Source organism: Pseudomonas sp. MOIL14HWK12:I1 (assembly GCF_000510705.1).
Classification (GTDB): Bacteria; Pseudomonadota; Gammaproteobacteria; order Pseudomonadales; family Pseudomonadaceae; genus Chryseomonas; species Chryseomonas oryzihabitans.
In genome coordinates, this window is the sequence record NZ_KI783307.1 from 594,523 (window position 1) to 613,695 (window position 19,173).

The following is a 19,173-nucleotide window of genomic DNA, read 5'->3' on the forward strand; positions in this document are numbered from 1 at the left end:
GGTGAGCTATAGACAAAAGAAACCCCGCCGAAGCGGGGGATCTCGTCAGGCTCTTCTATTGGCAGCCTCGTAAACCTCGTCATCACGTCTGGCCCCTACGCATAGGATCAGTATGATTTCCGTGCCTTCGATCTTGTAAATGATGCGTACATCGCCCGTCCTGATCCTGCGATGCCCTGCGAGGGCGCCGCGGAGAGGCTTGCCAATTTTTTCAGGTTCGCCTTCAGCGATCCGTTCCCGGATCACTTTGAGTACCCTTTTCGCCTCAGCTTTGCCTAGCTGGACGAGATCATGCTCGACATCAGGGTGAAACCGAACGCTCCATTTCATCAACCTTCGCCTATTCGAAGCGAGCCTCCATGTCCTCAAGGCTCACTGTGTTTTGTTTGTCCAAGGTGGAAAGGCGTTCAATGGCGAGGCGCTCAGCACGCAGGTCTTCGAGTTCGTCCTGCAGAGCTTGGTAGGCCTCTACGCCTACCAACACTGCAGCCGGCTCGTTGTCCTTGAAAATCACTAGGTGAGTGACCTCACCACTGGTGACCTCTTTCAATTTCGCGCTAAAGCCTCGAACCATTGCTGTAGCAGACACCGCCTGTTCAGCCCGGTCTAGGAGTGCACTCATGCGCTGTGGCCTCAAAGTCATTCGATAGCGGTAGGTAGGTGTGATCGTCTGAGTCAATTCGATTGTCGTGTCGGTGCGATCAAAGTAGTTAGCTTAGTCATAGGTATGGCACGCGCAAGCTCATGATACACAAAACTATGCGTAAATAAATATGCGGATTGCTCGTGGGTCTTTCGTGTTTAGCAGGACGCTGATAGCTGCTTCTCTAGGGTATCGGGAGAAGGAACCCCTCCGAAGAGGGGCTGTTGTCATCCACTGACCAGTTGCCTAGCCAACGCCATCTCGACCGAATCACCATCCTGGTTCAACGCATCGAGCCCAGACTCTGGAACGTCTCCCGACGTGCTCTGAGCCACCGCGATCTTCTTGGCCATCAGCTGCAGGCAGGTGATCTGGGAGCTGCCGGCATAGCCGAAGAACAGCACCCGTACCGCCTGCTTCTGACCGATCCGCCACGACCGGCGCGCTGCCTGCTGCAGGGTGTAGACGTTGTAGCCCGTCTGTAGGAAGACGATGGTCGGGAAGTCCAGCAGATCCAGACCGGTCTTCACCAGCTCCGGGTTGGTGACCAGCACGTCGACGCCACGGTCGACTTGGTCGAGGATCCAATCCTCGCGTCGGGCCGTATCCACCGAAGCACGCAGTACCGCCACCTTCAGACCGGCCTGCTCGAGCAAGCGCTTGAGCCGACTGGTCGTGTCCCGGGTGCCGCTGTAGACGGTGTAGGCCAGCACCTTGCGGCCCAGCGCCTTCTCCTGACGGCACAGCTCGATCAGCGCCTCCTCCTTAGGGTTGGCCTGGTCTTCGTCAAAAATGGCGTCGAGCCTGGCCAAGGTGTCCCGGGTCCGAGGGTGTTTCACTACCTCCGGCCGGAAACAGCAGTCTGGCCAGGCCAGCAGCACGTTGAGCACCACCCCAAGTAGCGTGGTGTCTCGCCGTGCCAGGGCCTGGCGCAGCTCCGCGGTCAGTTTGCTGGCCAGCTGCTGATAGGCCGCGTCCTGGTGCGCCTCCATCGGGATGTCGACGAACTCCTCCTGGTACGCCGGCAGCACATTGCCGCCGATGTCCTTGAGCTTGAGAAACACGGTAAAGGGCAGCACGAAGCGGTGGATGCCTTTGGGGCCGAAGCCTGGGGCCTTCACCGTCCGTACCGAGAGCTTCTTGCCCCGGGCCGTCTTGTGCGATTGGCTGTCGCGCTCGGTGTAGATGTCCTTGAGCACGCCGTGGTCGCGCATGAACGACATGGCCGCAGGGGCCATGCTGCCACGCGCGTTCGGTCGGTAGCCGTCCTCGATCATGCGCCGGGAGAGGATCCGGAACAGGAGGTAGAAGAGGTCGTCGGCGTAACCGCCCATGAGCGTGCCCGTCAGCAGCAGCGTCTTGCGCGCTTTCGCTGCCAGCACCCCCATGGCCTGGCCCTGGGCCGAACCGCTGTTCTTGTACTCGTGTCCCTCGTCCACCACCAGCAGGTCAAAGTAGCCGTCCGGGAGGTAGCGCTTGATGAACTCGGTCGGCTGGTAGCCACCCTCGCCGAAGCCGAATTCCAGGTTGGCCATCGCCCGCTCCATGCGCTTGGCCTGGCGGTCACTGAAGACGAAGTTGCCCTTGGCGTCCATCAGATTGATGAACTCGTGGACGTTGTCAGCCAGCATCGTTGCAAGAAACTCTTCGCCGAAGTCCGCCACCAACTTCTCGGCCCGGATGGGACCGATGGTCGGTATGCGGCACATCGACTTGAGGATCACGCTGCGCCTGTCACCACCGGCGGGCCTGCCCGGACGCATCATCGTCCAAAGGGGCGCCTTGCAATTCGGGCACTGCCGGCGTCGCTCCTCGCGCTGGAAGTCCTCGAGGGTGAGGTAGTTGCCTTCCTCGTCCTCGAGCACACGACCACAGTCCGTACAGCAGGCCAGTCGCCTTCTGCCGGCGGCGCGGCGAGTACCGCACGCCAGCCGCCAGTGAAAGCCCATCCGCATCCGTACGCGGCCCAGGATGAAGAACTCCTGACGACCATCGTAAGGCTCGCCCAGGGCCTGGCGGAGCTTGAGCAGCTTCACCAGGGTGTCCGGTCCGTTGAGCACCCAGACGCGCGCGCCCGGGACGGTTTCGAGGATCTCGCGCCGCCACTTGTAGACCAGATGGGGCGGCGAGACGACCAGGGAGCGGCGATAGCCCTCTGCGTGGAGTACAGCGGCCACGGCGATGGCCATCATGGTCTTTCCAGTCCCCATCTCGGCGTTGATGATGCCGGCCTGTTCGCCGCGGTCGAGCAGCAGGGCGGCGATCGCCTGGACGACATCGGCTTGCGCCGGGAAGGGTGTGCGTTTGAGACCTGCCATCACGGCCTGGCGCCCGGGGTGAGCGGCGCCGGCATAGACCGGTGGGTTGGAACGGTTGAGGGAGTCGAGCAGACCCTCGCCGAACTCGGCGATGAAGTCGGTCAGGCTGACGGTGGTGAGCAGGGCCGGTTGGCCAGCATTGAGGTCGGTCATGTGGATCTCCTGAGATGAGAAACGGGCACGGCCGACCCCGGATGGGTATCGGCGTACCCAGGGGATGGAAGTAACAGGATGTCGAGTAACAGCATGGCCGCCGGCGGCGGGTCGGGTTAGTAGTCCGAGGGCAACAGCAGCGTGGTCACGCTGCGGTCAGCTTCGGTAATGATCCAGAGCCGGGGCTCGTCGGACATCGGAGTGTCGTAGCTGGAGAACAGCCGATTGCCCAGGCGCAGGGCCTGGTCATTGCTGTGCTTGTCCTCTTGGTCAAGCTCGCCCCAGTCCCCCTGCAGATGACGCCGCAGGTAGGTCACGGGGTTGAGCTCACCGCGCTCCACCAGCTCGCTCACCGCTGCCGTCATGACGATTCGACCAGGGTCGAAGCGTCCGGCCGGTGGCTGGAGCGGTTCAGGTGCTGCCGGTGCGGGTGGCTCAGCCGCCGGCGCCGACGTGATGGTCAGGACCTGTCCCAGCGTCTGAGATCCCGGTGTCATGTCCCAGGCCCGGATCACGGGCACGAAACGGTCAGTCAGGATCCTCGACTCCAGGACGTTGCCGTCCTCATCCTCGGTGAATTCGGTGCGGCTGACCTTCTCCTTGTAGGTGTCGCCCTTGAGAACCAGGACGCGCCCATTGGGAGAGGTGACCACGCCCGAGATCGCTCCCGCGGCGAGGGCCAGGGCCAGGTGCCATTGCGACAGCGCCTTGACCGGTGGTCGTGGTACTTGGCCAGCCTGGCCAAAGTGCAGGGTGAAGTCATTCCAGAGTCCGCCCAGTCGACCCGTCTCCAGGGCGAGCTGCTCGGGCTCCAGGGTAACGCGGTAGAAGTGCTCCAGCTCCGTGACGGCGGCTGGCACCCCATAGGGTTCCCCGAGCCATACCTCCGGTAGCGGTTCGGCCGAGGCCTCGCTGCTGCCGATCGCACGAAAGCGTTCTCGGGTTGCCTTGATGTCAGCGGGTCTCGCCAGGTCCTGCCGGCGGATCCGGATGCCGAAGATCACCACCTGCTTGAAGGTCGGATCTGCGGCCGCGTGGATCTGCAGGCTGGTGAAGTGGTTGCAGAGCCAACCACACAGCTCATCGTCCAGGACGTAGTGCGGCACGATCAGCACCAGGGTGCCGCCGTACTGCAGCAGTGGTAGCGAGCGCTGATAGAACAGCTTCTCCAGTCGCCGGCGGCCGCTGCCCTGATACTGCGTGGCACCGCTGTGGTCGGCGACCAGGTCGCCATAGGGTGGGTTGAGCCAGAGCAGCCCGAAGGCCTGCCGCGTGATGATGGTGTCCAATAGGTCGCTCTGCAGGACACGATCGAGCAGGCCACGGGCGTGCTCGGCGCGCTCCCGGTCGTACTCCACCGCGCAGGCCTGGACGCACTCACGCCCGAGGGTATGAGCGGCTTCCGCCAGGGCCACACCTTCGCCGGCGCAGGGATCGAGGATCCGCATGGTGCCGGTAGAGGCAGGGCTCAGGGCCTGCAGGGTCCGTTCGAGAGTGACCTCGTCGGTGGGGTAATAGCCGTTCTTGGCGAAGTTGCGCGCCAGGCGCGGAAACATCAGGGCCATGGTCGGAGCTCCAGTGTTGGGAAAGTGAGAGAGGAGGGGCCGCAAGCGGCCCGATCAGGAAGTGGTGAGCTGACCGGCGCGGATGCGCTGGCCAAGGTGGTACTGCAGCTCGTCGAGCTTGAGTCGGAGTCGCCAGCCGGCCAGGTCGCCCAAGGCGCCGGGCAGGCGCTCGAGCATCTGCTCCTGCAGGAGCAGTTCCATGACCGGTCCCTGCCAGTGCGGCAAGAGCGGGAGTGGGCAGGTGTCGACCACCAGCGGCCAGAGGCTGGCCAGGGGGTCGATGCTGTCGCGCACCAAGGCGTAGGCCAGGTGGTTGGCACGATCCGGTACCGCGCAGCGTCCGTCGAACAGCCATACATGAAGCAGGCTGCCAAACAGGGTGCCGCGCAGCTGGCGAGTCGTGCGTTTCTCCAGTCGCTCAGCGTCCGGAAAGACCGGCAGGCTGCGGCCGCTCTGGACCAGGTGGAATTGCTCGAGGCCGCCTTCGCTGCGTCCCAGGGTGAGCCTGGCCAGAATTTCCTGGACGGCGGTGTCGCGGCCCCAGGCCGAGAGAAAGATCAGCCGCCGTTCTTCATCGCAGACGCAGGCGTCCACCAGCAGATCGGGGCACTCATCGATAGGGTAGAGGGGCATCGTCAGCTCCTGAGGGAGGCAACGCGCCCAGGGGCGGTTGCCCCGAGGTGGGTGAGAGAAGGCGCTCAGCGCGCCGCGTGGTATCGACGGACGCCTTCGCGCCATTCGAGGTTGATGCCGTGGGTGGCCCTAGTGAGGAAGTGCAGCGGGCAACTCCAGTAGAAGGGGCCCACGCTTTCATCCAGTGACTTGTGGCCCCAGCGGCCCCCGTGAACGTCCAGTAGGTTGCAACCGATCAAGGTGCAGGTTTCGCCCGCCGCGACGCCACGAACGACGCCATCATGTTTGGGTACCAGCTTCACGACCTGCCACAGCACATTGTCGACCAGGTGATGATCGATGACCGTGCGGGTGCAGTTGTCGGTTTCGCCGTCGGCGGTGAGTTCGGCGATCAGAGCGTCGCGCGCGGGGTGAGAAAACAGCCAGCCCATGGGGAAGGTCCTTGTGGTGATGGCCAGGCCTTCCCGCTGGGAGAGGTCCCAGCCGGGTGTGGTTGTGAAGGGTGAGGTCAGGCCGCGCGGCTCCAGGCCTGCGACTTGAAGTCCATGGTGTAGCCCAGCTGGCCCAGCCGCTGGCATTGCTGCCGGAGGCGTTGCCGGTCGACCGTGGAGTCCAGCCGCACGGTCTCGCCAAGTGGCCAGACCGTACCGAAGAGTTCTTGGTCAGCTTCATTGACATCCGGCTCAGGCGTCAGCTGAGGAGATGCGGGTGATACCGGCATCCCAAAGGGTGCGTTGTCGTCTGCAGGCGCTGCTGGATCACTGGCAGGCCTGGCGGGACGAGCGGGTTGTGGTCGAGCCTTTGGCGGCGGTGCCGCGACAGGTTGCTCTTCATCGAGCGGATCCGGCGACTGCGCATCGATCTGCGCGTTGTCGTAGGCCGTCAGAGCATCGAGGTCCTCGAGTACCATGCTGTCTAGGCGCGCGCGAATCTCGATGACCAGGCGGCCGCCAGTGCTGTAGGACGATGCACGGATCTCGGTGATGACGAACTCGCCGCGGTACTTGCCCTCGACGTGTTGCTCGAGCACAGCGTCCTTGATGACGAATTCGCCGATAGAGGTAGAGAGCCGACCGACGTTGAAAGCGCCGTTGCGTCCCTGGATGGTGCGGATGGCCAGGTGGCCGGGGATCTTGATCATGGCGGTCCTCGTGAATAAGGGGCACGCCATGCCCGACAGGGGAGGGGTACCCTGGGGGAGAAAACGGTAAAAGGTGCATCCATCGGCGGAGCCGACCGCTTGCGCTACCGGATGCTTGGCAAGCTTAGGGCTGGATCAGCGCGTGGCGCCGTGGTCTTGAGATCCTGACCACCTGGGCATGGCTGACGAAGTCAGCTGCATACAGCCCGAATTCTGTAGGCAGACTTCCGCTCGGTCAACACTGCAAGGGGTAAAGCATACGCCGTGTGGTGGTAGCAGCATTAGCAGCAGATCTAGCTACGGCAATTTCGAGCGCTAGGCTGCAACGCTACCCAAGCTGACGCCAAAAGTTTTCTGCAAAACTGCTGATAACAGCCTTAGGCCTGGTGAGATGTATTTCCAATGGAATATCCCAGCTCTCATCCAGCGCGCGTATGAGGTGGCCTGAAGAGATCTCCTGTTCCGTCAACGATCTGGGAAGCCAGGCAATACCCTTGCCCTCCAGTGCCATGGACATCAGCACCGCGGCGAGATGACTTCTGAACAGCGGCTTCAGCTTCGTGTACTCGGTCTTGCCGGCGAACTGGTGCGCCACGAAGCGACCCAAGCCGGACTCTTCGCTGTAAGCCAGATAGGGTAGCTCGCCCAGATCCTTGGGCAGGTTCACGTTGCTTGCCACCAAAGGGATGAGCGAGTCCTCGCCTATCCGTTTGCTGATGTAGGTATCAACGGGGAGGCGAGGAGGGACGTTAACGTGCCTGTGGCTGAGCAGAAATTGAACGTGGCCATGGGACAGCATCCCCTCACAGCGGGGCATGCTGTCTGAGTGGAGCTGTATGGCCTCGATGGGTGCTTTGCGGTCGAGCTGACGGATCCACCTGGGGAAAAAGGTGAAGGATAGGGAATGGGTCGCCGCAATCTCTAAATGCTTGATGACCGTCCCACTTGCTTGAAGGGCATCCTCACGCAACCGGTAGAGACGACTGATGGTGTCTTGGGCATCGTCCAAGATGAACTTGCCGGCTTCGGTGAGCGAGGTGCCTTGCGGCGTCCTGATGAACAGCGGGGTGCCTACCCAGTGCTCCAGTGAACGAATGCGGCGACTGAACGCCGGTTGCGTGACATGGCGAGCTTCGGCGGCGCGAATGAAGCTACCGCTTTCCGCCAAGGCAATGAAATCTTCCAGCCAGACCAGCTCCATCAGGGCAATGCCGTTTCAGCATGTGGTCAGGCATTAATAGCATTGGGCGGGGTAGTTCGCCAGGTCTATGTTTGGGTCTCCAACAACAAAGGAGCGCACCCAATGCGTATCGTCGAGATTCGTGAAAAGACCGTATCCATCGCATCGCCCATTGCGAATGCCTACATCGATTTTTCGAAGATGACCTGCTCGGTCGTGGCCGTGATCACGGATCAAATCCGCGACGGTAAGCCAGTGGTGGGCTATGGCTTCAACTCCAATGGTCGCTACGGGCAGGGCGCTCTGATGCGCGATCGCTTCCTGGCCCGGGTGAGCGAAGCCGACCCCGAGAGCCTGATCGACAAGGAACACGACAACCTGGATCCGTTCGCCATCTGGAAGGCCCTAATGACCAATGAAAAGCCCGGCGGCCATGGTGAGCGCTCCGTCGCGGTGGGCACCATCGACATGGCGGTGTGGGACGCCGTCGCCAAGATCGAAGGCAAGCCGCTGTATCGTCTGCTCGCCGACCGCTATCGCAACGGCCAGGCCGACGACAAGGTCTGGGTCTACGCTGCTGGCGGTTACTACTACCCAGGTAAAGACCACTCCCAGCTGCAGGACGAGATGCGTGGATATCTCGACCGTGGCTACAGCGTGGTAAAGATGAAGATCGGCGCCGCCTCGCTGGCCGAAGACATCCGCCGGATCGAGGCCGTGATCGATGTGGTCGGCGACGGACGCCGGTTGGCGGTGGATGCCAACGGTCGTTTCGATCAGCAAACCGCGATTGCCTATGCCGAAGCGCTCAAGCCCTACAACCTGTTCTGGTACGAGGAAGCTGGCGACCCGCTGGACTACGCCCTCCAGGCCGAGCTGGCCAACCACTACGAGCTGCCGATGGCTACCGGCGAAAACCTCTTCTCGCACCAGGACGCCCGTAACCTGCTGCGCCATGGCGGCATGCGTTCGGATCGCGATTATGTGCAGTTCGACTGCGCCCTGTCCTACGGCCTGGTCGAGTACATGCGCACCCTCAAGGCGATGGAAGAGCTGGGCTGGTCGTCGCGTCGCGTAGTACCCCACGGCGGCCACCAGATGTCACTGAACATCGCTGCCGGCCTGCACCTGGGCGGTAACGAATCCTATCCAGACGTGTTCCAGCCCTTCGGTGGCTTCGCCGATGGCATCCGCGTGGAAGACGGCTACGTCGGTCTGCCGGATGTGCCGGGTGTGGGCTTCGAAGCCAAGTCGGCGCTCTACAAGGTCATGCGAGAGCTCAGCGACAGCTGATAAATCGCCTCTGGCCGCGCTCTCAAAACGCGGCCAGATACCCGTGCAGAGTCCAGCAAGCCCCGAACACAACAATAAAACGAGGTGCCCCAATGGAAGCGGAAATCAAGAGGTCTCGGTGGTATGGCCAACTCTACATACAGGTGCTGATCGGTATCGTCATCGGCGGTGCAATTGGCTATTTCGAACCTGAGCTCGGTGCCAAGCTGCAGCCGCTTGCCGACGGTTTCATCAAGCTGATCAAGATGCTTCTGGCGCCCATCATCTTCGGTACCGTGGTGGTTGGTATCGCGAAGATGGGCAGCATCAAAGAGGTAGGCCGGATCGGAGTGAAGGCTCTGACCTATTTCGAGATTGTGACCACCATTGCGCTGGTCATCGGCCTGATTGTGGTGAACGTGGTCAAGCCGGGCGTGGGCATGAACATCAATTCTGCCACGCTCGACGGTAGCGCAGTGCAGAAGTACAGCCAGGCCGCTGAGCAGCAAGGTGGGACGGTCGACTTCTTCCTCAACATCATCCCTCACACCTTCGCCGATGCCTTTGCCAAGGGCTCGATGCTGCAGGTGATCCTGATCTCCGTACTGATGGGCATCGCCCTGGTTCAGCTGGGTGAGAAGAGCAAGCCACTGGTGAACATCATCGATCTGTTCATGCAGGGGTTGTTCAAGATCGTCGGTATGGTCATGCGGCTTGCGCCGCTTGGGGCAGGTGCCGGTATGGCGTTCACCATCGGCAAGTACGGCATCGGCACTCTGCTGTCGTTGGGGCAGTTGCTGGTGGCTCTGTACATCACGACGCTCCTGTTCATCGTCGTGGTACTGGGTGCTGTCGCACGTTGGTCTGGACTGTCCCTGCTGCAGTTTCTGCGCTACTTCAAGGACGAAATCCTGATCACCCTTGGTACCTGTTCCACCGAGGCAGTACTACCACGCATGATGGCCAAGCTGGAGCGGTTGGGCTGCGAAAAGTCTGTAGTGGGCATGGTGCTGCCTACCGGCTACGCCTTCAACGCTGACGGCACCTGCATCTACCTCACCATGGCGGCCATCTTCATCGCCCAGGCTACCAATACCCCGCTTTCCATTATGGATCAGCTGATGCTGCTGGGTGTGCTTCTGCTGACCTCGAAGGGATCCGCCGGGGTTGCCGGTGCCGGCTTCATCACTCTGGCAGCGACGCTTACCACCATCCACGCCATTCCCTTGGTAGGCCTGGTGCTGCTGCTTGGTATCGACCGCTTCCTCAACGAGGCGCGCGCTGTGACCAACTTGATCGGCAATGGCATCGGCACTATCGCCATCGCTAAATGGGACGGCGCCTTCGATGTGGAGCAGGCCAAGCGAGAGATCGAGTCGCTAAAAACCGCTCCTCCAAAGGGGGCTGAGCTTCCACCTGCTAAGCCCGTCACCCACTGAAAAAAGCCAGCCGCAAGGCTGGCTTGCTGTTTGTTCTCCCACAACGGAAGGGTGTTGGTGGGCGGCAAGACAATCAACAATGCCACAGCGTTGAGAGCTACCTATGCGCAAGACGGTCGTCGCCTTCAATCGTGTTCCAGTTGATCTGCTTGAGCCTTATGCCCAGGAGTTTGAAATCATCAGACTCGAAGGAACCGGCGAAGACTTAAATAGCCAGCTAAACGAAGTCTTGCCAGTAGCGCATGGCCTCATCGGCGGCAACAGAAAATTCAGTAGATCGCAGATCGAATCTGCCAAGAATCTGCAGATCATTTCCAGCATCTCGGTCGGCTATGACAACTACGATCTGGATGCCTTGACCGAGCAGGGTGTCCTTCTAACGAACACTCCCGACGTCCTTACCGAGACCACCGCCGATCTCGCCTTCGCACTGATTTTGTCAACGGCCAGGAGGATTCCGGAGCTTGATCACTGGACGAAGACAGGCAACTGGACTCAGGCAACTGGCGAAGCGCAATTCGGCACCGATGTGCATGGTAAGACGCTAGGGATTCTCGGGATGGGCCAGATCGGTAGCGCAATTGCCCGTCGTGGTCACTCTGGCTTCGGTATGCAGATTCTGTACAGCGGGCGCTCACGTAAACTGGATATTGAGCGTGAGCTGGGCGCGCGATACGTGTCGAAAGACGAGCTGCTTGGTTCGTCGGACTTCGTTTGTCCCATGACGCCTCTGACTGAAGAAACCAAGAACTTCATCGGTGCAAAGGAGTTTCAGCTGATGAAGCGTTCCGCGATCCTCATCAACGTATCCCGTGGGCCGGTGGTCGACGAGGCCGCCCTGGTACGAGCCCTATCGGCGGGAGAGATCCGTGCCGCAGGTCTTGATGTCTTCGTGAAAGAGCCGATGGTACGGTCACCGCTTTTCAGCCTGAGCAATGTGGTCACCGTTCCGCATATCGGCTCAGCTACCTATGAGACACGACGCTCGATGGCTGTCCGGGCGATCGAAAATCTTTTTTGCGGCTTGGCAGGAAATCGACCCAGAGATCTCGTTAACTCAGAAGCATGGGATCGTCGAATGGCCTGATATTTGGGTGTATAAGCTGACCAAGAACCGCGTCTACAGTGAGCTGATCAGCAGCTCCTGGCGGATGTACAGGTCTCGGTGGCCGCGGATGAAGGGGAGGCGCTGTCAAAAGTGGCTCCTCAAAAAGAGGAGCCGCCCCAGAGGGTCGGTCCCTCACGGTGGTGTGGTGGTTGATGGAGCTCAGCAGAGCTAGGGTTAGGGTTGTTCCAGGTCACTCACGAAGAACATCGAGAGATCCTGGTGTTGGCAGGTATTGCAGGTCATCTCGCAGGTGTCGTCCCAGTCGGACTCAGCAGCTTCGGGCGCATCGATGTCGGGTCGAGGTGGTGTCACTCCCCCCTCGGCTGAGACGTCAGCAGAGCCGCACTGCGGACAGGTCCAGCCCATGACTACTCCTCCTCCGGGTAGTACGGCCAAACGCTTCGCTGGGCCAACTCGACGGCCTCACTGAAGCCGTTCGCCATGGTCATGTCGGCGATGAGCTCGATAGGGCTATTGCCCCATACCAGCAGCATCACACCTTCGTGGCCGGCTGTGCTTTCCGATAGGAAGCGCAGCTTGGCCAAGTCGGTTTCTGCCGCGTGCTTAGCGATCTCATCAGCGGACCAGAGGGCGTGGATAGGCCCCCAGGCCTCGCCATCCCACAGTTCAGAGGCGCGCCACCCTCGGCGTTGTAGATCGGTCAGGACGGCTACCAGGCCGCTGTGTTCAGTTACCGACTGGGTGGTGGAAGTGGACGAACTGTTCATTGAAGACTCCTCGGACGAGGAGCTGCCCAGAGGGTCAGCCCCTCTGGGTAGGTGAATGGAAGGTGTAGTACCAGGGGCTGTATCAGCTCGAGGTGGCGAAGGTGAAACGTCCGGCTTCCGCCATCGAGAGAGGCTGTCCTTTGCCCACGATGAAGTGGTCCAGCAACTGGATATCCAGCAGCGCTAGCGCGTCCCGCAGGCGTTCAGTGAGGCTGTAATCATCCTCGCTAGGCTCGGGATTACCGGAGGGGTGATTGTGCGCCACGATGACCGCGGCGGCGTTGTGCTTCAGGCAGCGTTGGGCAACGTGACGAGGACTGATCAAGGCCTTGTCGATGGTGCCGTACTGCAGGATCTCGAACGCGATCACCCGATATGGGGAATCCATGAAGATGACGGCGAAGACTTCGTTAGGCTCAGGTGCTATCTTGAGCTTCAGGTAGCTGCGGACATCCTCAGGGCTGTTGATGCGCCTTCCGCGGGTGAAGAGTCGCTGGTCCAAGATGACCTTGGCTTCGGCGATGATGGCGTCTTCGCGAGCGCGGATGGCCGAGGTGCTGTCGAGCGTGTGGACGTTGGTCATGGTTGTCTCCAAAGCGTTGGCGGACAACCGCCCCCAGGGGACGGTGTCCCCTGATGGGTGTGGGTGAGATCAGGCGCCTAGCAGTGCACGAACGTGCGGCCGCCAGGCTTTGTGAACAAGCCGGCCCTTGAGTAGGTCAGCGTCGGTGTCTAGCAGTCGTGAGGTGCTGAAGTTGTCCCAGCCGTGTTGGAACGCAGAGCGCGAACGCAACAGCTGGATCTGAGCCAGTACCACCTTCTCTTCCTCGGCCGTGCGGCAGGGGTCAATCCAGTCGATGCGGCGGCTCTCACGATCCACCTTGCCCGCCATGACCAGGTGGCCGTGGCGATCGGAAACGGAGATCCGCTTCGGGCAGAAGGTGAGCGCTGCTGCAGGTGCCGGATAGCGGTCTTGTCGGACTGCGTCCAAGGCGATGGGCAGGATGTCATCAAGCAGGCCGCACTGGCCGAGCTGGACATAGCCATCAGTGTGGAAGGTGCCGCGACCGGAGTCTTCAAACAGCTCCATCGACCCATGCAGGGTGATGGTGAACTGCCGCTCGAAGAGGTCTTGGCGAAGAGACGTACCAGGTGCGTACGGGTTGCTGACGAAAGCCTGGCCTTCGAAGCTTTGAATAATCAATTCCATGATGCCTCCAACGTCCTGAGATTCATCATGCCCTCAAGGGATGATGAATCCCTTAAGGGTAGATTTCAGCTCGTCAGATGCTCAGCGAATGCCGAGTCCACTTCCCTGAGTTAAGTGCATTTTCTGCAGCCTTGTGGTTTCGGAAGTATTCAGCCGATTCACGACTGAAGGGCATGCCCTCATCGTCCAGGGTACCGAGGTAGAAACCACGGCGAGACTGCAGAACCTGCAATGGGTAGTTGTTGGCTGCGCCGTCGAGATCGAACTTGCTGTGAGCAGGTGCGGTATTGGTAGCCATGGGGCCTCCAAAAGACAAAGGCGCCAGAGGGCGCCTATAGGGTGTGTTCAGTCAGGCCTGGACGCGGTCAGCGCTGGTGGCGTTCATCTCGAACAGGAACCAGGCGTTGTCGCAGAACAGGTCGCTGCTCAGCAGCTCTTCGGTGACGTCGTCATAGGAGACTTCGGCAACGATGGGCAGGGCGGGCAGCTCGGACTTGATGGTGGCGATGACTTGCATGATGGGCTCCAAAATCTAGCTCATGGAGATCACCATGCCCCGGTCCGGGGATGGTGCCCCCGGATGGGTGTGCGAAGAGAAAGGTGGCAAAGCCTGGGTAGAGCAGGGGCGCCCGGTGGGCGCCTGGAAGAACTGGGTGAATCAAGCGGCGGATTGGTCGCTGTCATCCCCTTGATCCGTACCTTGCTGCTCAGCCGGGGCTGCGTCGCGCGGTTTGGCTTCGTAGACAAATTCACCTTCCACTTTGATCCAGCCGATGTACAGGAGACGACCTTTCAGGCTTGCGCCGTGTTGTCCCTGCTTCGGTCCGGAAGAGTAGGTGAAGGGATCAGCCCAGCAATCGCCGATGCGGAAGGACACGAGAACCTTCTTCTCAGCGTTGACGGCTTCGATGCAGCGGCGAACCAGCTTTTCAGCTTCGGCGCCGACGACATTGCAGTCGATGTAGCGGTATTCCACCGCTTCTTTGCTGCCGCACAGGGCTGCTACGGTGACGGCCAAAAAGGGCTTGGCGTTTCTACCTTTGGGTTTCACTTCGCGGATGCGGTTGAGGTAACCGATACCGGTGGTGTGCAGGTCGAAGTATTGGCTTTCGGCGGCTTGGTTGCTCATGGTGACTCTCCAGTTTCAATAGGTGAAAACGGAGAACACCTTGCCCGGGAGGGGAAGAGTATTCCCCGCGTGGGTGGGTGTAGCCAGAAAGGGTGGTGCCAGGTCAGTGCATGAATTTCATCGCGGCCAGCAGGATGCCGACAGCAGTAGAAATCATGACGCCCATGCGGATAGTGAGCTTGAGTTCGAGCTGTGCTAGATCAGCCTTGGTAGCAAGGTGAGTTTGCATATCGGACTCCAAAGCATCGACAACAGCAGTTGCTTTGTCATCAGGAACATCGATGGAGCGCAATGCCTGGTACAACGCAAGACCGCTTTTCATGGAAGGTCTCCAGGTTGTGACGGAGACCGGCCCTGACGGGTAGTCCCGTCGAGGGTGGGTGGAAGGTGCATTCATCAACCGGGGGTGCCGGTCAATCGTTCGCGCTACCGAATGCTTAGCGAACTTGGGTTTGGATCAATGCGCTCGGGGCGCATCGCAATCGTGAGATCCGAGACTGCCTAGGGCATGTTGCTGACAACGTCAGCGGCATACACCCTCAGAATGTTCAGGGCCGTATCGCTTGTCAATACCCCGGAAATGAAAAAGCCCTCCGAAGAGGGCTTTAGGGGTGTGGATCATTCAGTGAGATCGCAGCAGCTTCTGCGCTTTCAGTTTGAAGTTGGGCCAGGTGACCCAAATCGCCATGCCAGAGCAGACGAACAAAAGAAAGGTCAGCATGAGGATGCCGAAGGCGGTCTGACTCATGTCATTCCTCCACGGTAAGGACGATACCTATGAACCAGATTAGAACACCTACTGCGAGGGCACAAGCCGTCAACAGTCGGTGATCGCTGAGGAAGACACCTACGATGCCGGCGGCCACCGAGGTGGTACCAACCTTTCGCAGATCCTCTGCCACAGCGCCTTGTTTTTTGATAGCCATCAGCTCTCCTTCGTTCAGATGACGTCAGGAAAACCGCCCTGACGGGAGGTTTCCCGACAGGGGTGGGTAAGGTGTGAATCAGCTGGCCAGCGCGACCTCAGGGTCGAACGGGGCGATCAGCTGGTCCAAGGAGCCCGGACGCAGCGCGCGGGGCGCTGGTGACTGGACGGGCTCAGTGACAGAGGCGGCAGCCTTGGGTTTGCGCGGCTTGCGCTCACGCTTGGGCTTTTCAAGCTGGGCTTCCTGGGTGTTTTGCTTGAACCAGGTGTTGAGGTCGATCGCGTTGCGGCGAACGAACGCCGGGACGTGATCCATCTCCTCGAGCACAGCAGCCGCTAAGATCGGTTGCGGAAACTCGACTACACGACGTTCAGCCGGTGCTACGGACGGACGCGCAGCACGTGCCTTAGCTTGGGCATTACGCACGGAGCGAATGATTTCACGCAGGGCAGTACCGACGGATTCGCCAAAGCGATAGCTCAGGGTAGGGGTGGTCATGGTGTTTCTCCTGCAGGTGAGTAATGCGGAGAAACACTGATCCCGGGCGGGGGAGTGTGTCCCCGCTGGGTAGGTAGAGCAGATGTATGAGGTGCCTCCATCAACCGGTAGAACCGGTCAACCGTTCGCGCCTCCGGAAGCTTGGCGAACTATGGGTTCGGATCGACGTGGGTGACCACGTTGCAGTCTTGAGATCCAGAGCTGCCTGGGCATGTTGCTGACGACGTCAGCGGAACATGGGGCAAGAATGTTCAGCTGCACCGTAGTTGTCAATTGAGCCTGTGAAGAGATTCGAGCGGACGAAGCGGTCTCGCGTAGCGACACAGGAGAAAAACACTGAGCACTGCCTGGCCGAGAAGCCCTCGCCCAAACCCCTAACGTAGAACTATTGATGGTCGCGCAACACGGGACGCCACGCCCCTGGCCGAGTTGGTGGGTAATGGCACCAGCTCCGATGCCTACCATCTCACCGCCGGCCCGGAAGATGGCAGCGGCGCCCGCCGCGCCATGACGCAGGCGCTGCGCCAGGCCGGTATCGACGCGACCCAGGTCCAGCACATCAACGCCCACGCCACCTCCACCCAGGTGGGCGACAAGGGCGAGCTGGCGGCCATCCGTGCGGTGTTTGGCGACGCGTCCCCGGTGGCCATCACCTCGACCAAGTCGAGCACCGGGCATCTGTTGGGCGCCGCGGGCGGCATCGAGGCCATCTTTACCGTGCTCGCCCTGCGGGATCAGTTCGTGCCGCCGACACTGAACCTGCACCACCCGGATCCGGCTGCCGAAGGCTTGAACCTCGTTGCCCTGCAGGCACGGCAGCTACCCATCGAGTACGCGCTGTCGAATGGATTCGGCTTCGGTGGGGTCAACGCCAGCGTGGTGTTCAAGCGCTGGGCCGGGGCATAGGCCCTCGCGCAGTCTCGGGCTCGACGCAGCGGTAGGAACGGCGTTTCCCTGCGCCTGTTTCGGATACGGATTGAGCCCACTGGGAAGAGCCCTTTCTCTTCCCTTTTTTTATCCCAAAGCGGGTGGCCGGACACGGATGAGCAGGCGCCCGTGGCGGCCTTAGGCGGGTCATCCTCTGCTACGTCGCCCGCTCGACGCCTGTCCGGCATCCTCATCCACCCGGGCGGCCGTTCAGGGGCACCGAAAGCCCCTAGAACGAGTAGTAGCGCATGCCGCCGTCCACGGTGGTTACCGAGCCGGTCACGTAGCGCGCCCGCGGGGATACCAAGAAGGCCGCCATGTTGGCCACGTCCTGGGGTTCGCCGAAGTCACCAAGCGAGATATGCGCCTGGGCGTACTCCTTGCGAGCGTCACCGGGGAACAGGCGACGGATTTGCGCGGTATCGAGTAGGCCCGGTTGGAGGGCATTCACGGTGACGCCGTACCTCCCCAATTGGTTGGACAGACCCTTGGACCAGACGGCCATGGCCGCCTTCGCGACCGATCCGGCGTTGACGACGGGGGCTTCATAGGTGCCGGTGATATTCAAGATCGCGCCTTGCTTGCGCTCGACGAATTGTGGGATCAGGTGCTGGGTCAGTTGGCGGTGGCGATCGAAGTTGAGCGTCATCGTTTCTTCCCACACCGAATCCTCGCCGATCATGTCGATCGGCCGACTGCCACCGGCATTGTTGATGAGGATGTCGACGTGTCCCCTTTCTTCGAGCGCCTGAGCGGCGATGTTCCTGGCGGCATCGACATCCAGGAAATCCTGGATGAAGGTGACGATCGGTGCCAAACCTTCGGCTGCAGCGTCCCGGACCAGGTTGGCCAGCCGCTCTTCACTGCGCGCAGTGGCAAACACCCTGACGCCTTCCCGGGCGAGCTCCAAGGCGATTGCGCGGCCCAGACCTTGGCTCGCTCCGGTGACAACGGCGGTCTTGCCTTTCAATTGCAGATCCATAAGTACTCCTGTTAGGTCGAAAGATGATCGTCAGCGAGGCGAGCGGGTCGGCCGCCTGCTTTCCACAAGCGGGGTTGCGATCGCACAGGCTCCGATCAGAACGCCCGCTCCCAGGCACGCCAGGGTGATGCCGCCGTGGCCGATAGCCCAGCCACCCAGAAGCGCACCCAGGCCAATACCGGCATTGGCTGCCGAAATGTTGAGCGTTCCGGCCAGCGCCTTGCCGGTAGTTGCCGCGTTCATGACGCGAATCTGCGACAGCGGGAACAGCGCCGTATGGGCGATGCCCCAGACGGCCAGGGCCGCGACGAAGGGGAGCGACTGCTCCGCGACAAAGGATGCCGACACCACACCGACTGCCAGCAGCGTGCAAAACAGCACGCTCGCTTTCTGTTCGTGCTTGTCCACCAGGCGACCGGCGAGGTAGTTGCCGACCAGGCCGACGGTACCGAAGCCCATCAACCACCAGCCGACGTGGGCGGCCGGAACGCCTCCGGAACGCTCGAGCAGGTCGGCGAGATAGGTGTAGGCCGCGAACATGGCCGTGAAGATCGCCAGCGACAGGCCCAGATTGGCCAGGAAGAAGGCGCTTTTGAACAGGGATACCTGGGCGCCCAGGTTCTGACGCGCACCCGCCGGGATCCGCGGCAGGGCGAGGAGGAGCAGGGGAATCATGCCCAGGGACAGTGCTGCCAGGACCCAGAAGGCGCCACGCCAGCCGATGGCATTCCCCAGGACCGTGCCCAGGGGAATGCCGAAGAGCAACGCTGCGGTCACACCGAAGTAGACGTGGGCCACGGCCTTGCCGGCATTTTCCCGGGATGCGAGCTGTCCGGCGGCTTCGCTGCCGATGCCCCAGAAGACTGGCACGAGCGCTGCCGGGATCACCCGTGCCACCACGAGGGCCCAGTAGCTAGGTGCCATAGCGGCGGCGGCGTTGCACAGGGCGAAGGCCATCGCCATGACGACGAACAGCCGGCGGCGCTCGTAGCGTGACAACCAAGCGGTCATGAACGGGCCGGCGAGGGCAATCGTGAAGGCGAAAAGCGTGACCAACTGGCCAGCCATGGCCACCGAGATACCGAGGTCCCTCGACAGCGCGGGCAGCAGGCCCACGATGATGAACTCGGTAGTGACGATCACGAAGGCGGCCAGTGTCAGCGCGAAGATCGCCCAGCGGGCAGGCTGCCTGGTGTCTGAGTGCGGGATAGATACGTTGGACATGGTGGCTGATCCAGTAATAACGAATCGAATGGTAAATCCGCTGGATTGCGGGCACTATCGGACCTGAATGACTGGCTGTATAACGAATTTCGTTAGA

At 61.1% G+C, this 19,173-nt stretch carries 23 protein-coding genes and 1 pseudogene; 4 read left to right on the top strand and 20 right to left on the bottom strand.

Features of this window, described 5'->3' with window-relative positions; all coding sequences use genetic code 11:
* Positions 1-45 precede the first annotated feature (45 nt).
* The 8 genes from PSEK12I1_RS0112785 to PSEK12I1_RS0112820 all read right to left on the bottom strand — a co-directional run bounded on the left by PSEK12I1_RS0112785 (position 46) and on the right by PSEK12I1_RS0112820 (position 7,654).
* On the bottom strand, positions 46-330 hold the full coding sequence (locus PSEK12I1_RS0112785; protein ID WP_027601765.1) for a type II toxin-antitoxin system RelE/ParE family toxin: 285 nt from the start codon (positions 328-330) through the stop codon (positions 46-48).
* A 10-nt stretch (positions 331-340) separates the two neighbouring features.
* Positions 341-574, bottom strand: a complete 234-nt coding sequence (locus PSEK12I1_RS0112790; protein WP_027601766.1) for a Phd-YefM — start codon at positions 572-574, stop codon at positions 341-343.
* Between the two features lie 296 nt (positions 575-870).
* Positions 871-3,114: a DEAD/DEAH box helicase gene (locus PSEK12I1_RS0112795; RefSeq protein ID WP_027601767.1), complete on the bottom strand. Its 2,244-nt coding sequence runs from the start codon at positions 3,112-3,114 to the stop codon at positions 871-873.
* Positions 3,115-3,230: 116 nt separating this feature from the next.
* Complete coding sequence (locus PSEK12I1_RS0112800; protein WP_027601768.1) at positions 3,231-4,679, bottom strand: DUF6094 domain-containing protein; 1,449 nt, start codon at positions 4,677-4,679, stop codon at positions 3,231-3,233.
* Positions 4,680-4,733: 54 nt separating this feature from the next.
* Entirely contained in the window at positions 4,734-5,312 is a 579-nt protein-coding gene (locus PSEK12I1_RS0112805) for a hypothetical protein (protein ID WP_027601769.1), read from the bottom strand.
* Between the two features lie 65 nt (positions 5,313-5,377).
* Positions 5,378-5,743: a hypothetical protein gene (locus PSEK12I1_RS0112810; RefSeq protein ID WP_027601770.1), complete on the bottom strand. Its 366-nt coding sequence runs from the start codon at positions 5,741-5,743 to the stop codon at positions 5,378-5,380.
* A 77-nt stretch (positions 5,744-5,820) separates the two neighbouring features.
* The gene (locus PSEK12I1_RS0112815; protein WP_027601771.1) at positions 5,821-6,453 is read right to left on the bottom strand and encodes a DUF3275 family protein; all 633 of its coding nucleotides are present in this window, start codon (positions 6,451-6,453) and stop codon (positions 5,821-5,823) included.
* 328 nt (positions 6,454-6,781) lie between these two features.
* On the bottom strand, positions 6,782-7,654 hold the full coding sequence (locus PSEK12I1_RS0112820; protein WP_027601772.1) for a LysR family transcriptional regulator: 873 nt from the start codon (positions 7,652-7,654) through the stop codon (positions 6,782-6,784).
* A 102-nt stretch (positions 7,655-7,756) separates the two neighbouring features.
* On the opposite strand from PSEK12I1_RS0112820, the gene PSEK12I1_RS0112825 reads away from it, so the two are divergent.
* From PSEK12I1_RS0112825 to PSEK12I1_RS0112835, 3 genes are all read left to right on the top strand, one after another.
* The gene (locus PSEK12I1_RS0112825; RefSeq protein WP_027601773.1) at positions 7,757-8,926 is read left to right on the top strand and encodes a mandelate racemase/muconate lactonizing enzyme family protein; all 1,170 of its coding nucleotides are present in this window, start codon (positions 7,757-7,759) and stop codon (positions 8,924-8,926) included.
* A gap of 92 nt (positions 8,927-9,018) precedes the next feature.
* The gene (dctA, locus tag PSEK12I1_RS23760; protein ID WP_051399108.1) at positions 9,019-10,344 is read left to right on the top strand and encodes a C4-dicarboxylate transporter DctA; all 1,326 of its coding nucleotides are present in this window, start codon (positions 9,019-9,021) and stop codon (positions 10,342-10,344) included.
* A gap of 103 nt (positions 10,345-10,447) precedes the next feature.
* Positions 10,448-11,431 carry a D-glycerate dehydrogenase gene (locus tag PSEK12I1_RS0112835; protein ID WP_027601774.1) on the top strand — a complete coding sequence of 328 codons (984 nt, stop codon included), beginning with the start codon at positions 10,448-10,450 and terminating at the stop codon, positions 11,429-11,431.
* Positions 11,432-11,820: 389 nt separating this feature from the next.
* On the opposite strand, the gene PSEK12I1_RS0112845 is transcribed toward PSEK12I1_RS0112835, so the two are convergent.
* The 10 genes from PSEK12I1_RS0112845 to PSEK12I1_RS24790 all read right to left on the bottom strand — a co-directional run bounded on the left by PSEK12I1_RS0112845 (position 11,821) and on the right by PSEK12I1_RS24790 (position 15,943).
* The gene (locus PSEK12I1_RS0112845) at positions 11,821-12,180 is read right to left on the bottom strand and encodes a hypothetical protein (protein WP_027601776.1); all 360 of its coding nucleotides are present in this window, start codon (positions 12,178-12,180) and stop codon (positions 11,821-11,823) included.
* Positions 12,181-12,262: 82 nt separating this feature from the next.
* Complete coding sequence (radC, locus tag PSEK12I1_RS0112850) at positions 12,263-12,763, bottom strand: DNA repair protein RadC (RefSeq protein WP_051399109.1); 501 nt, start codon at positions 12,761-12,763, stop codon at positions 12,263-12,265.
* Between the two features lie 69 nt (positions 12,764-12,832).
* Positions 12,833-13,390: a hypothetical protein gene (locus PSEK12I1_RS0112855; RefSeq protein ID WP_027601778.1), complete on the bottom strand. Its 558-nt coding sequence runs from the start codon at positions 13,388-13,390 to the stop codon at positions 12,833-12,835.
* A 73-nt stretch (positions 13,391-13,463) separates the two neighbouring features.
* The gene (locus tag PSEK12I1_RS24385) at positions 13,464-13,688 is read right to left on the bottom strand and encodes a hypothetical protein (protein WP_081737483.1); all 225 of its coding nucleotides are present in this window, start codon (positions 13,686-13,688) and stop codon (positions 13,464-13,466) included.
* Positions 13,689-13,739: 51 nt separating this feature from the next.
* The gene (locus PSEK12I1_RS24780; protein ID WP_165904673.1) at positions 13,740-13,907 is read right to left on the bottom strand and encodes a hypothetical protein; all 168 of its coding nucleotides are present in this window, start codon (positions 13,905-13,907) and stop codon (positions 13,740-13,742) included.
* A gap of 141 nt (positions 13,908-14,048) precedes the next feature.
* Positions 14,049-14,519, bottom strand: a complete 471-nt coding sequence (locus tag PSEK12I1_RS0112865; protein ID WP_027601779.1) for an STY4534 family ICE replication protein — start codon at positions 14,517-14,519, stop codon at positions 14,049-14,051.
* A 103-nt stretch (positions 14,520-14,622) separates the two neighbouring features.
* The gene (locus PSEK12I1_RS0112870; RefSeq protein WP_027597849.1) at positions 14,623-14,841 is read right to left on the bottom strand and encodes a hypothetical protein; all 219 of its coding nucleotides are present in this window, start codon (positions 14,839-14,841) and stop codon (positions 14,623-14,625) included.
* Between the two features lie 300 nt (positions 14,842-15,141).
* On the bottom strand, positions 15,142-15,267 hold the full coding sequence (locus PSEK12I1_RS24985; protein ID WP_256204056.1) for a hypothetical protein: 126 nt from the start codon (positions 15,265-15,267) through the stop codon (positions 15,142-15,144).
* 1 nt (position 15,268) lies between these two features.
* Complete coding sequence (locus PSEK12I1_RS24785) at positions 15,269-15,445, bottom strand: hypothetical protein (protein WP_177323751.1); 177 nt, start codon at positions 15,443-15,445, stop codon at positions 15,269-15,271.
* A gap of 78 nt (positions 15,446-15,523) precedes the next feature.
* On the bottom strand, positions 15,524-15,943 hold the full coding sequence (locus tag PSEK12I1_RS24790; protein WP_037006974.1) for a hypothetical protein: 420 nt from the start codon (positions 15,941-15,943) through the stop codon (positions 15,524-15,526).
* A 405-nt stretch (positions 15,944-16,348) separates the two neighbouring features.
* Here PSEK12I1_RS24790 and PSEK12I1_RS23775 point away from each other — a divergent pair.
* Positions 16,349-16,849 (top strand): annotated as a pseudogene (locus PSEK12I1_RS23775) (beta-ketoacyl-ACP synthase II); the annotation flags it as partial.
* A 250-nt stretch (positions 16,850-17,099) separates the two neighbouring features.
* Here PSEK12I1_RS23775 and PSEK12I1_RS0112895 read toward each other — a convergent pair.
* Entirely contained in the window at positions 17,100-17,852 is a 753-nt protein-coding gene (locus PSEK12I1_RS0112895; RefSeq protein ID WP_027601781.1) for an SDR family NAD(P)-dependent oxidoreductase, read from the bottom strand.
* A 30-nt stretch (positions 17,853-17,882) separates the two neighbouring features.
* Positions 17,883-19,076: an MFS transporter gene (locus PSEK12I1_RS0112900; protein ID WP_027601782.1), complete on the bottom strand. Its 1,194-nt coding sequence runs from the start codon at positions 19,074-19,076 to the stop codon at positions 17,883-17,885.
* Positions 19,077-19,173: the final 97 nt, after the last annotated feature.